The following is a 13,571-nucleotide window of genomic DNA, read 5'->3' on the forward strand; positions in this document are numbered from 1 at the left end:
TAAACTGGTTACACGTGTTTCGCGGGTATATACACCTATCATGTTGTCCACCGACTGTTTATGCATCAGCCTGCGTCGCGCCGCACGTGGCGTCAGCAGACATTATGACGGCGCTCTCGATGGCTTCGGGATCAACGTCGCGCAGTATTCTCTGCTGTGTAATCTGCAACGCCTGGACAAGCCGAGCATTTCCAGCCTGGCTGAAGCCATGGGCCTGGATCGCAGCACCCTGGGGCGTAATCTGCGGGTCCTCGAAGGCGAGGGCCTGGTGAAGTTGAGCGAGGGGGCCGACCAGCGCAATCGCCTGGTGTGCCTGACCGCTGCCGGAGCCGAACGGCTGGAGGCGGCGTTTCCGGCCTGGGAGGCGGCGCAGTTGCGCCTGGCCGAGCGGTTGGGAGATGAAAAGCGCGCCGCCCTGCTGGCGTTGCTGGATGAACTGGCGTGTGGCGAGTAATCGCCTTTAATTTGAATAAAAGTGGGTATATACCCGCTATTGGAGAACAATAATGACATCGCTCTGGCGTACCAGTGGCTGGATTCTTCTCGGGGGCGCGTTGATTCTCGCCTTGTCGCTGGGAGTGCGCCATGGCTTCGGCCTGTTCCTGCCACCGATGAGCGCGCAGTTCGGTTGGGGGCGGGAAGTCTTTGCCTTTGCCATCGCCTTGCAGAACCTGATCTGGGGCCTGGCACAACCCTTCACCGGCGCCCTGGCCGACCGTTTCGGCGCGGCGAAAGTGGTACTGGTCGGTGGCCTGCTGTATGCCGTCGGCCTGGTCTTCATGGGGCTTTCCGATTCGGCCCTGAGCCTGTCCCTGAGTGCCGGCCTGTTGATCGGGATCGGCCTCTCGGGCACCTCCTTCTCGGTGATTCTCGGCGTGGTAGGACGTGCTGTCGCGCCGGAGCAGCGCAGCATGGCAATGGGGATCGCCAGCGCCGCCGGCTCGTTCGGGCAGTTCGCGATGTTGCCGGGTACCCTGGGGCTGATTGGCTGGCTGGGTTGGTCGACCGCCTTGCTGGTGCTGGGCCTGCTGGTGGCGCTGATCGTGCCGCTGGTGGCGATGCTCAAGGACAAGCCGCTGCCGGTACTGGCCGGTGAGCAGACCCTGGGCGAGGCGCTGCGCGAGGCCTGCTCCCACTCCGGGTTCTGGCTCCTGGCATTCGGCTTCTTCGTCTGCGGCTTCCAGGTGGTGTTTATCGGCGTGCATCTGCCGGCCTACCTGGTGGACCAGCATCTGCCGGCCAGTGTCGGCACCACCGTGCTGGCGTTGATCGGCTTGTTCAATATCTTCGGCACCTACACCGCCGGCTGGCTGGGCGGACGCATGTCCAAGCCGCGCCTGTTGACGGCTTTGTACCTGGCCCGGGCCGTGGTGATCGGGCTGTTCCTCTGGCTGCCGGTGACGCAGACCAGTGCCTATCTGTTCGGCATGGCCATGGGCTTCCTCTGGCTGTCGACGGTGCCCCTGACCAATGGCACCGTGGCGACCCTGTTCGGGGTGCGCAATCTGTCCATGCTGGGTGGGATCGTTTTCCTGTTCCACCAGATCGGTTCCTTCCTCGGCGGTTGGCTGGGTGGCGTGGTGTATGACCAGATGGGCAGCTATGACTTGATCTGGCAGGTGGCGATTCTCCTCAGCCTGTTGGCGGCAGCCTTGAACTGGCCGGTGCGTGAGCGGCCCGTGGCACGCCTGCAGACGCAGTTGGGGGTGGCATGAATACCTTATGGCCGCGGCTGCTGACCCTGGCAGCCGTGGCGTTGCTGCTGGCGTTGGCCTGGTGGGGCTGGCATCAGGGTGGCCTGGCCTTGATGCAACTGGGCATGGGTGCTTGCTAGGTGCACGCAGGGACGAGTAACGTCGAAACCTGATCTTTTTCAAGGACGCTGGATATGGCGATGCGCTGGCTGGTGGTACCTGCGATGTTGATGGCGGTGTCGGGAGTGGCACTGGCGGCCGATTGCCCCGAGTTGCTGCAGGGGCAATTGCCGAAGCTGCGGGCCAAGGAGTCCATCGACTTGTGCCAGAAGTTTGCCGGCAAACCGCTGGTGATCGTCAACACGGCGAGCTTCTGCGGTTTCGCCCCGCAGTTCAAGGGCCTGGAAGCGCTGTATCAGCGCTACAAGGGGCAGGGCCTGGAGTTGATCGGTGTGCCGTCGGATGACTTCAAGCAGGAGTCCAAGGACGGTGCCGAGACGGCCAAGGTCTGTTATGTGAACTACGGCGTCACCTTCACCATGACCGAGCCGCAGGCGGTCCGGGGCAGTGATGCGACACATCTGTTCAAGGTGCTGGCCGAACAGGCTGGGGCGCCGAAGTGGAATTTCTACAAGTACGTGGTGGATCGCCAGGGCAAGGTGATCGCGCATTTTTCCAGCCTGACCAAGCCGGATAACCCGGAACTGATCGAGGCGGTGGAAAAGGCCATTGCGTCGAAGCCGTGAGACAACCGGCCAATAAAAAACCCCGCGAGTGCGGGGTTTTTTCTGTTCAACCGATCAGCCGTTCAGGCTTGCGGGGGATCAGAACTTGTAGGTCGCGCCCAGGCCGTAGCCCCATGCGCTGTTTTTGTAGTCGGCGCTGTAGCTTGCCAGTGTGTTGCTTTTGTTGACGCTGACTTCTTCTTCCTTGAGGTAGGAAATGGCTGCGTCGATAGTCAGGTTGTCGTTGATGGCGTAACCCAGGCCAGCACTGATGATGGTACGGTCGCCGGTAGGAATGCGCGGCGAACGATCAGTGTTGTTGGTAGGTGCCTGGTCGAAAGTCAGACCGGTACGCACTACCCACTGCTTGTTCAACTGGTACGAAGTACCCAGTGCATAGGCCCAGGTGTCGTGCCAGTTCTGCGGTTCGCTGATGGTGCCGAACAGGGTAGGAGCCAAGCCGACCGGGGAGGACGCCGTGACACCTTGGTTGTTGACGGTGATGTCCTTCAGGCGGCTCCAGCGGGTCCAGGTAGTACCCGCGTAGACTTTCCAGGCATCGTTGATGTCCTGGGTGACCGACAGGTCATAGGATTCAGGCGTCTCGATTTTCAGCGAGGCGTCATAGCGGGCGCTTTGCAGCAGGGCGCCAGGAGTACCGGCACCCGCCGTGATATCAGTATGGCCGTCGAGCTTGTACTTCACTTTCGAGTGATAGGTCAGGCCTACGCGTGTGCTGTCGGTCGCCTGAACCAGGATACCGGCGTTGAAACCCAGCGCGGTGTCATCGCCCTTGATTCTGACATTGGTATCGCCAAATGCCGGGTTGAGGGTCAGATCCGACTGCAGTTCGCCAGAGATGCGGTTGATGGTCGGACCGAAGCCGATCGATACCTTGTCGTTGAAGGCATAGCTGATCGTCGGCTGCACGGTGACAACCTTGACTTCGCTCTTGCTGCCGAACCCGCGACCCTGGAAGCCGCCTTCATAGTCGGTCACCAGACCGAACGGGGCATAGATGCCGACACCGGCGCTCCATTGATCGTTGATCTGGTTGGTGTAGAAACCCATTGGAACCGACGTGAACGGAACCATGTCGCCGTCGTTGCTACCGCGAGAGCGGCCGCCGGCGTTCTTGATATCGGTCTTGGCGTCGATGGAGGCAACACCGACAGTGACTTGCTGGCCCTTCAGGCGGGACATACCGGCAGGGTTGCCATAGACAGTGCTTGCATCATCGGCAGAAGAGGATCGACCCGCAAAACCAGTACCCATCCCGCTGATGCTCTGCTCGTTGAGGGCAAAGCCACTCGCGAAAAGCTGGGTGGATGCCAGGGTAACGGCGAGGCTGAGTGTGGTCTTGAGCATTACTTTTTTCATTATTAGAACTCCGTGGTGATCACCGAGGCGGAAATTACCAACATTTTCGCTTCGGCGCTATAGGCTGTATCGCAGGAGATAGAGCGGTTTTGTAGGACAATCCGACCAAAATCGGTAGTATTTTGCCGATATCGAAGGAGGACGATTAACAGGCGACAAAACTGACCGATGAGTCACAATTTTTCCAGGCGCGGGTGAAGTCGCGCAAACGTCCCTGTGGCTGGAAGATCTGTCGCCAGATTCGCGCCATGCCGAGCAGGTCGTCGGCGGCAGGAAGGCGCAGTTGTTGCTCCTCGATCAACAGCCAGGCAATGGCCGTGGCGTAACGCAGGTTCACGGTGAGTTCGAGGTGGGGGCTGCTGAGGAAGGCATGTTGGCTGGCGAGGCCGCGAACCAGGCTGGCGAGTTCGGGGTCGAGGGCCAGGTAGTGGTCCCAGAGTGCGGCATGACGGTTTTCACCGATGCGGTACAGGCCGTGGCCGCGACGGTTGTGCAGGGCCGAGCCCAGGTCCGATTGGCTGGCGGCGATGCCCAGCAGCAATGCTTCTGCGGTCTGGCTGTGACGGCCCAGGTACTGCAAGGTCGGGCGAATCACATAAAGGCGCAGTTCCCTCGCGGCAATACCCATAACACCCTCAAACTTATTATTGGCCGGCGAGACCTGGCGCTTGGCAGCGGTGGATCGATCAGGTCTGCCGGAAGCGGCTCAGACCGCTTGAGTTGAAGTGTAGTGTCATATCTTTGCTGTAAAGGACTGTTTTTAAAATATTTAAAACGTGCAGCCGGAGCTTATATATTTATTCGTGATTAGGACGGCGAGCAAAATCGCGAAACTTCAGGCAATAAAAAGCCCTGCTTCATGGGCAGGGCTTCTGGAGTGCGGCGGGTTCGAACTTCAGGCAACCAGTGCCTGACGGGTGCGTTCGATCACGGCCTGCAGCGGCTCGGCGCTGGAATACTGATCCGGATACAGGCGTTCGCTGTGACGGGCGATGCCGTGTTCGTTGACCAGGGTGAAGCTGAAGCAACCTTTGCGAGCGGCCATGATCAGGCAGTTCATCGGTGCAAAGGCATTGGTTAGGGTGCGAATGGCATCCTGAGCATGGATTTGAGTGGACATAGTTATTAGGTGTTCCTACAAATGACACGGTATCTGAACCGCGCAACGTTAAAACGTTCCAGTAACGCCGAACCACCATTGGTCGGACGAAGAACCTGACTGGAACAAAGCAGCCAGTTTGCAGCGCTTGAAATAAGTGGCGCTTGGGCTGGCAGGTAGGTACTTAGGAGGGCAGGCAATCACAACAGGGGCAAAGGTTCTGGGCCCGGGGTGAAGATCCTGATCAATTTGCAGGTTGGTTCGGTCAGAGTAATAACACCTGGCAACACCCTTTGCTTTCGATTCAAAGGCTGTGTTGTCGCAAGTTTTACCTGGAAACCATCGAGGTGGTCGGCCCCTTTTTTCAGCCGCTGATTCCTTTGCAGGACGCTTGCCGGGGGGACGTGTTCGACCAGAATTGACTTTCAGCTTGGTACTAACGGTGCGGATGCTATCGCATCGAGTCGGGGAATGGAAGGGGGATGATGAAAAAACTCGGGCCCCGCGCAGAGGGCAGGGCAACGGGGCTCTAGCCCCTGCCTCGACCGCTTGTCGAGACGTTTGCCGCGGTGCCGCGCCCGATTTTGCCCGCTTGTGCAAAAAAGGTGCGTCGATATAACCGTCAAAGTATGACTTGTGCACATTATTGGCCCGCCTTGTCACCTCGTTGTCATCTTCCGGTTCAGGCCCTCGAATGCCTGTATCGGAAATACAAGTCAATGAAAAATATCGTATTTTTTTATTGGTGAAAAAATCGACAGTTTGACTGCGAGCCCCATTCCATGGGGGTTTGCGGGGATTAAAGAGTGGTTGTCCACTGAGTTATCCACAGCTTCTGTGGATTGTCCCAAGCGCTTGCTCTAGCACGGGCATATGACGTTTTTTCGACTTTACCTGAGCGGAAAAAAGAGTAGAGTGGCGCGCCCTGCGATCTACCCTACTGTCAGATATGAAGTTTCGCTCAAGCTCACCAACCCTATCTTCCTCCAATACTATTTCAACCGAACCGAAGCGTTTTTCCCTGCGTGTCGCGCTCTGGTTGCTGGACAGCCCGAGCCTGGGTCACAACCCCAGCGTCAAGCACTTCGCCGGGCGCTTGCTGAAACAGCCGGCTCGCGAGGGTGTGGTGCTGGCCCAGCGCCGATTGGGGCAACTGATGTGCCGTGATTGCGGGAGTGCCCGGGACCAGCGTATCGGCCATGAGTTGCTGCGCCAGGCCGCGCGCGCCGGTGACCCGGTGGCACGGCGCGAACTGGACCTGCGCGAAGACTGAGCTGTCCCTGGCGGAGTGGGTTCGCTACCCTTGACCCTTTGAGTCCGGCCCTGGTGTCGGCGGCTAACGGGAGTGCTTATGGCGTTGGATCTGACCAGTCTGTTGCTGGGTGTGGCGGGGGCGGCGCTGCCGTTGCTGGCATTCGTCTGGCAGTTGCAGCGCCGTGGCAGTGCGGCGCAGGCGGAACTGGCCTTGCTGGACGAGCGCCTGAGCACCGCGCAGCTGGCCCAGGACGGTCTCAATGCGCAGCTGGATGCCTGTCGCGACGAGGTCAGTGACCTGGGCCAGGCCAATGCCGCGAGGCAGGCGGAGCTGGCGGCAACACGACGGGAAGTCGAGTTGTTGCAGATCGAACGCGACAATGCCCGTGATGCGGCCCATGCCTGGAATCTCGAGCGCAGCAACAAGGAAGCCGAATTGCGTCGCCTGGACGCCCAGGCCGCCTCGCTGAGTGCCGAACTGCGTGAACAGCAGGACAGCCATCAACAACGCCTGGACGACCTGCAAGGTTCGCGGGACGAGCTGCGCGCGCAGTTTGCCGAACTGGCCGGAAAGATCTTCGACGAGCGCGAGGCGCGGTTCGCCCAAAACAGCCAGGAGCGTCTCGGGCAATTGCTCGACCCGCTGAAGGAGCGCATTCAGTCTTTCGAAAAACGGGTCGAGGAAAGCTACCAGGCCGAGGCTCGCGAGCGCTTCTCCCTGGGCAAGGAGCTGGAGCGCCTGCAGCAACTGAACCTGCGCCTGAGCGATGAAGCGACCAACCTGACCCGCGCGCTCAAGGGCCAGAAGACCCAGGGTAACTGGGGTGAGCTGATTCTCGAACGGGTCCTGGAACATGCGGGACTGGAGAAGGGGCGCGAGTACCAGACCCAGGTCAGCCTGAAGGGGCCCGATGGCGAGCGTTTCCAGCCGGATGTGCTGATCCTGTTGCCGGGCGACAAGCAGGTGGTGGTGGACTCCAAGGTCAGCCTGACCGCCTATCAGCAGTACGTCGGCGCGGACGACGAGGTGATCGGTCAGGCGGCGCTCAAGCAGCATGTGCTGTCGCTGCGCAATCATGTCAAAGGTCTGGCCGGCAAGGACTACAAGCGCCTGGAGGGCCTGCACAGCCTCGATTTCGTGCTGCTGTTCGTGCCGATCGAGGCGGCCTTCTCGGCAGCCCTGCAGGCGGAACCGAACCTGTTCCAGGAGGCTTTCGATCGTAATATCGTGATTGTCAGTCCGACCACGCTGCTCGCCACCTTGCGGGTTATCGACAGCCTGTGGAAGCAGGAGCGCCAGAGCCAGAATGCCCGGGAAATCGCCGAGCGGGCCGGCTGGCTGTATGACAAGTTCGTGCTGTTTATCCAGGATCTGGATGAGATCGGCGGTCGTCTCCAGCAACTGGACAAGGCTTACGCCGCGGCCCGCAACAAGCTGACGGAAGGGCGCGGCAACCTGATCAGCCGCAGCGAACAGCTGAAACTGCTTGGCGCCCGCGCCAGCAAGAGCCTGCCGGCGGACCTGCTGGAGCGGGCCATGACCGATGAGGAAGGTGCATTGCAATTACCGGAGTAGGTCGCCAGCGCGGGCACGATTCTGGGGAGCTGGCTTGCCAGCGATGACGATGCCAGCCGCGCCGCCGCTTTCGCGGGCAAGCCCGCTCCCACAGGATGGAGGCTCACCACGAACTATCGCCCAGCCTGGAACCCTGTAGGAACTGGCTTGCCAGCGATGACGAGGCCAGCCGTACCGCCGCTTTCGCGGGCCAGCCCGCTCCCACAGGCTGGGGGCTCACCACGAACTATCGTCCAGCCAGGGACCTTGTAGGAGCTGGCTTGCCAGCGATAACGATGCCAGCCGCGCCGCCGCTTTCGCGGGCCAGCCCGCTCCCACAGGATGGGGGTTCACCACGGACTGTTGTCCAGCCTGGAACCCTGTAGGAGCTGGCTTGCCAGCGATAGCGTCGGTGAAGCTTTCAAAGCGGCAGATGCCGGCTCAGCAAGGCCCGTAGCGCCGCCGGCTTCACCGGTTTGGCCAGGTAGTCGAGCCCGGCCCCGTGTACCTGGGCCACCGTCTCCGGGCGACCGTCGGCGCTGATCACGACGCCGGGCAGCGGTTCGTTCAATCGCGTGCGCAGCCAGGCCATCAATCCGGTGCCGGTCTCGCCGTCATCGAGGTGATAGTCCACCAGCGCCAATTGCGGGCGAATACCCTGTTCCAGCAGTGCCGTGCATTCCTGACGATTGCGCGCGGTCCAGACCTGGCAGCCCCAACGGGTCAGCAGGCTGTGCATGCCGATCAGGATGCTGTCTTCGTTGTCGACACACAGCACCTGCGCCCCGCTCATGACGTGGCCGTTGTGGGGCGCCGCCTTGTTGGCTGTCGCCACGCGGCCACGGGCCAGGGGCACGCTGACGCTGAAGACGCTGCCCCGTCCCGGCCAGGAGCGTACCTGCAACTGGTGCCCGAGCACCCGACACAAGCCGTCGGCAATCGCCAGTCCGAGTCCCAGGCCCTTCTCGGCGCGGGTCTGATGGCTGTCGAGGCGCTTGAATTCCTCAAAAATCACCTGGCGCTTGTCTTCGGGAATGCCCGGACCGCGATCCCACACCTCCAGCAGCAGTTGTTCGCCGCGCCGCCGCACACCCAGCAGCACCGGTCCCCTGGCGTAGCGGAAGGCATTGGTGAGGAAGTTCTGCAGGATCCGCCGCAGCAGCTTGATATCGCTGTGGATCTGCAGGCGGCTGCCCCGCACGCGGAATTTCAGGCCCTGTTCCTGGGCCAGGGCCTTGAACTCCGCGCCCAGGGTGTCGAACAGTTCGTTGAGGGCAAAGGGTTTCGCGTCCCGGGTGATCTTGCCGTTTTCCAGGCGCGAGATATCCAGCAGGTCGCTGATCAGGTCTTCGGCCGAGCGCAGTGAACTGTCCAGGTGCTGCACCAGTTGCTGGGCCTCGCCGGACAGGCCGTCTTCCTGATGGGAGAGTGCCGCGGAAAACAGTCGCGCGGCGTTCAGGGGTTGCATCAGGTCGTGACTGACCGCCGCGAGAAAGCGGGTCTTGGACTGGTTGGCCGATTCGGCGGTGCCCTTGGCCTCGGTCAGCGCGACGTTGAGTTGCGACAGTTCATGGGTACGCTCGGCGACCCGTTGCTCCAGGCCTTCATTGGCTTCGGTGAGGGCCTGCTCGGCCTCGCGGAACGCGGTGATGTCGGTGAAGCTCATGACAAAACCGCCGCCCGGCATCGGGTTGCCGATCAATTCGATCACCCGGCCATTGGGGAACAGTCGTTCGGACGTGTGCGCCCGGCCCTGGCGCATCCAGTGCAGGCGCCGGGCGACGTGGACCTCGGCCTCGCCGGGGCCGCAGAGGCCGCGCTCGGCGTTGTAGCGGATGATGTCGGCAATCGGCCGGCCGACGCTGATCAGGCCGTCGGGATAGTTGAACAGCTCCAGGTAGCGACGGTTCCAGGCCACCAGTTTCAGTGACTGATCGACCACGCTGATGCCCTGGGTGATGTTCTCGATGGCGCCCTGCAGCAGGGCGCGATTGAACTGCAGCACCTCGGAGGCTTCGTCGGCGATCCGGACCACGTCCTCCAGTTGCATTTCCCGGCCTTCGATGGCGGCTTTCACCACCGCCCGGGTCGAGGATGCGCCGAGGACACCGGCCAGCAGGCGCTCGGTGTGGGCGATCCAGTCGCTGTCGGCGTTCTGGTTCGGGTTGAAGCCCTTGCCCTGTCGATAGGCGAAACGGATAAAGCTCTGGCGCGCGCGCTCGTCGCCGACAAACCGCGCGGCGAGGGTCAGCAGGTCTTCGATCTGTACCGCCAGCATCGAGCGGGCGCTGGGGCGGGCGTTGATTTCCTGGCCGATGAAACGCCCAGCCTGCCAGTGCTCCGAGACGCGGGTCCGCGACAGTACCGAGACCCAGGCGAACAGGGTGAAGTTACCGGCCAGCGACAGCACCACGCCCTGGGTAAGGGGCGTGATGGGCAGGTTCAGCGGGTTGCCGTGCAGCCAGGCCAGGCCGGGGAAACTGCTGAGCGACCAGCCCAGGCTATGGGCGGCGATCGGCAGGATCAGGGTATAGAACCAGAGGAAGGTGCCTGCGGCGATACCGGCAAACACGCCGCGGCGGTTGGCCTGTTTCCAGTACAGCGCCCCGAGCATCGCCGGGGCCAGCTGGGTCACGGCGGCAAAGGCGATCTGGCCGATGGTCGCCAGGCTGGCGGTGGAGCCGAGCAGGCGATAGCTGACATAGGCCAGCAGCAGGATCACCACGATGCTGATGCGACGCACCGACAGCATCCAGTGGCGGAACACTTCGAATGGCCGCTCGGAATTGGTCCGGCGCAGCAGCCAGGGCAGCAGCATGTCGTTGGAAACCATGGTCGACAAGGCGACGCTGGCGACGATCACCATCCCGGTGGCCGCCGAGGCGCCGCCGATAAAGGCCAGCACGGCCAGTGCCGGATGCGCCTGGGCCAGTGGCAGGCTGATGACGTAAGAGTCGCGCAGGACCTCGGCGGGCAGCATCATCCGCCCGGCGAGGGCAATCGGCACCACGAACAGGGCCGCGAGGATCAGGTAGGCGGGGAACACCCATTTGGCCAGTCGCAGGTCCTGGGGCTCGATGTTTTCCACCACTGTGACGTGGAATTGTCGTGGCAGGCAGATGATCGCCATCATCGCTACACCGGTCTGCACCACCATGGAGGGCCAGTTGACCGTTTCCTTCCAGTACTCGGCCAGCAGTTCCGAGGTCCTGGCCTGGTCGAACAGATCGTCGAAGCCGTCGTAGAGGCCGTAGGTGACAAAGGCACCCACCGCGAGAAAGGCGAACAGCTTGACCAGGGACTCGAAGGCAATCGCCAGCACCATGCCGCGGTGGTGCTCGGTGGCGTCGAGGTTGCGGGTACCGAAGACGATGGTGAACAGCGCCAGCACCAGGGAGACGATCAGCGCCGTGTCCTGGGCCCGCACGCCCATGGCGTCGGCCCCGGCGCCGATCAGCAGGTTGACCCCGAGCACGATGCCCTTGAGCTGCAAGGCAATATAGGGCAGTACCCCGACCAGGCAGATCAGCGCGACCACCACCGCCAGGGATTGCGACTTGCCGTAGCGGGCGGCGATGAAGTCGGCGATCGAGGTGATGTTTTCCTGTTTGCTGATCAGCACCATCTTCTGCAGGACCCAGGGCGCGAACACCAGCAACAGCACCGGGCCCAGGTAGATCGGCAGGAATGCCCAGAGCTGGTCGGCGGCCTGGCCGACCGCGCCGAAGAAGGTCCAGCTGGTGCAGTAGACCGCCAGTGACAGGCTGTAGACCCAGGCGCGCACCCGCGGCGGCAGGGGCGCGCTGCGGCGGTCGCCGTAGAAGGCGATGGCGAACATGATGGCCATATAGGCCAGGGCGACGGCGGCGATCAGCCCGCTGGACAGCGACATGGAAACTCCCGGCAAAAGATATCCCGAGGGCAGTCCGGCCCTGGCGCTACAGTCTCGCACGATGGCCGGGCGGCGTCAGTGTCGACCAAGGTCGAGCGTGGCCGGGTGTCGCAGTCGATGGTTCAGCCGCGCAGGGCGATGTCGATCTGCTGGTGCAACTCCTCGACACTCAACGGTGCGCTGGAGAACAGGACGCGGAACACCGTCGGGGCGACGATCAGGTTGATCAGGTGATCGACGCTGGGCAGCGGTACGACGGCCTGGCGGTAGCGATCGAGGATGATCTGCAATTGCCCGCCGAGGATCTCCACGCAATAACAAGGCCTGGAGGCGCTGTTCTGGACGTCGCGCATCAGGTTGCGTCCCGGCTCCGAGCTGATCTCATCCAGGTACTGCTCGGCCCAGGCGCGCAGGTCGCCCGGCAGGCTGCCGGTGTCGAGCGGTTCGCGATCCGGTTGCAGGCGCGCGAGGGCCACGTCCGCCAGCAACTCCGAGAGATCGCCCCATCGCCGGTAGATGGTCGACGGCGTGACACCGGCCCGCGCGGCGATTTGCGGGACGGTGAGGGTCGAGCGGTCCTGCTCTTCAAGGAGCGCACGGACCGCCGCATGAATCGATTCCTGCACCCGGGCACTGCGGCCACCGGGGCGGATACTTTCTTTGATTGCCATGGATAAAACCTTAACACAAAGAATTTGCTTTAAGCGAAAGTCGGTAGCACACTGCGCAAAAGCAAAACATTAGCTTTTGTGGAGAGCGCTTATGTCCAGCCGTGCCGAAATGCCCGTTTCAAGCCGTTCCGGCCTGGTGTTCCTGTCGATCACCTTGCTGACCTTTCTCGCGGCATCCAGTGCGCCGACGCCGTTGTACCACCTGTACCAGGAGACGATGGCATTTTCCGCCGCGACCCTGACCCTGATCTTCGGCGTCTATGCCCTGAGCCTGCTGGCAGCCTTGCTGACGGTCGGTTCGTTGTCGGATCACCTGGGACGCAAGCCGGTGATCTTCGGCGCGCTGCTGCTGGAAATCGTCGCCATGGGCTTGTTCATCGGCGCCGACAGCATATCGTTGCTGATTGCCGCCCGCATCCTGCAAGGCTTCGCCACCGGGATGGCCACCAGCGTACTGAGTGCGGCCCTGCTGGATCGCGACAATCGCAAGGGGCCGTTGGTCAACAGCCTGGCGCCGTTGCTGGGCATGGCCTGCGGGGCCTTCGGCGCCAGCGTGCTGGCCGAGTTCTGTCCACGGCCCACGCAGTTGGTGTACGAGTTGCTCCTGGCGTTGCTGGTGCTCCAGGCCCTGTATGTCTGGCGCCTGCCGGAAAGTGTCAGCGCGCAGCCGGGGGCGCTGGCGTCGTTGCGCCCGACCTTGCATGTCCCGCCACAGGCCCGGCGGGCGCTGTGGTTGTCGTTGCCGGTGGATATCGCGGTCTGGGCGGTGGGTGGCTTCTACTCTTCGCTGGCGCCGTCATTGGTACGCGCCGCAACGGGCTCGACCTCGAACCTGATCGGCGGTGGCCTGGTGGCGATCCTCACCTTGAGCGGGGCGGCGGCCATTTTCAGCTTGCGCGAGCGTCCGGCGGACAAGGTCCTGCAACTGGGGGCCGGCTTGCTGGCGGTGGGGGTCAGCCTGATCCTGATGGCTGTGCACGAGGCGAGCCTGGCGCTGTTCTTTGTCGGCACGCTGGTGGCGGGCAGCGGTTTCGGTGCCGGTTTCCTTGGCGCCTTGCGCAGCGTGGTACCCCTGGCATTGCCCCATGAACGGGCGGGCCTGATGTCGGCGTTCTATGTGCTGAGTTACCTGGCCTTCTGCCTGCCGGCGTTTCTGGCCGGGAGCCTGAGCCGCACCTTCGGCCTGATCGCCACGACCCAGGGCTACGGCGGGATCTTGATCGTGCTGTCGGTGGCCGCGCTGTTGGCGTTGCGGCTGCAGCGCCCGGCAAAGACCTGCCCCGCCTGAGGGCCCGGGCAGA

At 62.5% G+C, this 13,571-nt stretch carries 12 protein-coding genes; 7 read left to right on the plus strand and 5 right to left on the minus strand.

The window, feature by feature from the left end; translation table 11 throughout:
* The first annotated feature begins 40 nt into the window (after positions 1-40).
* Genes ACL9RJ_RS28385 through ACL9RJ_RS28400 form a run of 4 tightly spaced genes read left to right on the plus strand, consistent with a single transcriptional unit; the run spans position 41 to position 2,440 of the window.
* Complete coding sequence (locus ACL9RJ_RS28385; RefSeq protein ID WP_017127779.1) at positions 41-454, plus strand: MarR family winged helix-turn-helix transcriptional regulator; 414 nt, start codon at positions 41-43, stop codon at positions 452-454.
* A gap of 52 nt (positions 455-506) precedes the next feature.
* Positions 507-1,715 (plus strand): MFS transporter, encoded by a 1,209-nt coding sequence (locus tag ACL9RJ_RS28390; protein WP_042936075.1) that lies wholly within the window; start codon positions 507-509, stop codon positions 1,713-1,715.
* Positions 1,712-1,834: a hypothetical protein gene (locus ACL9RJ_RS28395; protein WP_017127781.1), complete on the plus strand. Its 123-nt coding sequence runs from the start codon at positions 1,712-1,714 to the stop codon at positions 1,832-1,834. The genes ACL9RJ_RS28390 and ACL9RJ_RS28395 overlap by 4 nt, the downstream gene beginning before the upstream one ends.
* Before the next feature lie 54 nt (positions 1,835-1,888).
* Positions 1,889-2,440 carry a glutathione peroxidase gene (locus ACL9RJ_RS28400; RefSeq protein WP_017127782.1) on the plus strand — a complete coding sequence of 184 codons (552 nt, stop codon included), beginning with the start codon at positions 1,889-1,891 and terminating at the stop codon, positions 2,438-2,440.
* Positions 2,441-2,518: 78 nt separating this feature from the next.
* On the opposite strand, the gene ACL9RJ_RS28405 is transcribed toward ACL9RJ_RS28400, so the two are convergent.
* The 3 genes from ACL9RJ_RS28405 to ACL9RJ_RS28415 all read right to left on the minus strand — a co-directional run bounded on the left by ACL9RJ_RS28405 (position 2,519) and on the right by ACL9RJ_RS28415 (position 4,919).
* Positions 2,519-3,799 carry an OmpP1/FadL family transporter gene (locus tag ACL9RJ_RS28405; RefSeq protein ID WP_042936076.1) on the minus strand — a complete coding sequence of 427 codons (1,281 nt, stop codon included), beginning with the start codon at positions 3,797-3,799 and terminating at the stop codon, positions 2,519-2,521.
* A 145-nt stretch (positions 3,800-3,944) separates the two neighbouring features.
* On the minus strand, positions 3,945-4,427 hold the full coding sequence (locus tag ACL9RJ_RS28410; RefSeq protein ID WP_017127784.1) for a hypothetical protein: 483 nt from the start codon (positions 4,425-4,427) through the stop codon (positions 3,945-3,947).
* A 267-nt stretch (positions 4,428-4,694) separates the two neighbouring features.
* Positions 4,695-4,919, minus strand: a complete 225-nt coding sequence (locus tag ACL9RJ_RS28415; RefSeq protein ID WP_003204606.1) for a hypothetical protein — start codon at positions 4,917-4,919, stop codon at positions 4,695-4,697.
* 928 nt (positions 4,920-5,847) lie between these two features.
* Between ACL9RJ_RS28415 and ACL9RJ_RS28420 the strand changes: the two genes are divergently transcribed.
* Together ACL9RJ_RS28420 and rmuC are read left to right on the plus strand one after the other, a co-directional pair.
* Entirely contained in the window at positions 5,848-6,171 is a 324-nt protein-coding gene (locus ACL9RJ_RS28420) for a hypothetical protein (protein WP_042936079.1), read from the plus strand.
* Between the two features lie 192 nt (positions 6,172-6,363).
* On the plus strand, positions 6,364-7,728 hold the full coding sequence (rmuC, locus tag ACL9RJ_RS28425) for a DNA recombination protein RmuC (protein WP_167331655.1): 1,365 nt from the start codon (positions 6,364-6,366) through the stop codon (positions 7,726-7,728).
* 400 nt (positions 7,729-8,128) lie between these two features.
* Here rmuC and ACL9RJ_RS28430 read toward each other — a convergent pair whose 3' ends face one another.
* Positions 8,129-11,599, minus strand: coding sequence for a hybrid sensor histidine kinase/response regulator (locus ACL9RJ_RS28430; RefSeq protein ID WP_017127788.1), 3,471 nt, complete (start codon positions 11,597-11,599; stop codon positions 8,129-8,131).
* Between the two features lie 122 nt (positions 11,600-11,721).
* Positions 11,722-12,270 (minus strand): TetR/AcrR family transcriptional regulator, encoded by a 549-nt coding sequence (locus tag ACL9RJ_RS28435; protein ID WP_017127789.1) that lies wholly within the window; start codon positions 12,268-12,270, stop codon positions 11,722-11,724.
* 91 nt (positions 12,271-12,361) lie between these two features.
* Here ACL9RJ_RS28435 and ACL9RJ_RS28440 point away from each other — a divergent pair, with 91 nt between their 5' ends.
* Positions 12,362-13,558, plus strand: a complete 1,197-nt coding sequence (locus ACL9RJ_RS28440) for an MFS transporter (RefSeq protein WP_103032789.1) — start codon at positions 12,362-12,364, stop codon at positions 13,556-13,558.
* Positions 13,559-13,571: the final 13 nt, after the last annotated feature.

Source organism: Pseudomonas sp. Mn2068 (assembly GCF_049319725.1).
Taxonomy (GTDB): domain Bacteria; phylum Pseudomonadota; class Gammaproteobacteria; order Pseudomonadales; family Pseudomonadaceae; genus Aquipseudomonas; species Aquipseudomonas gingeri.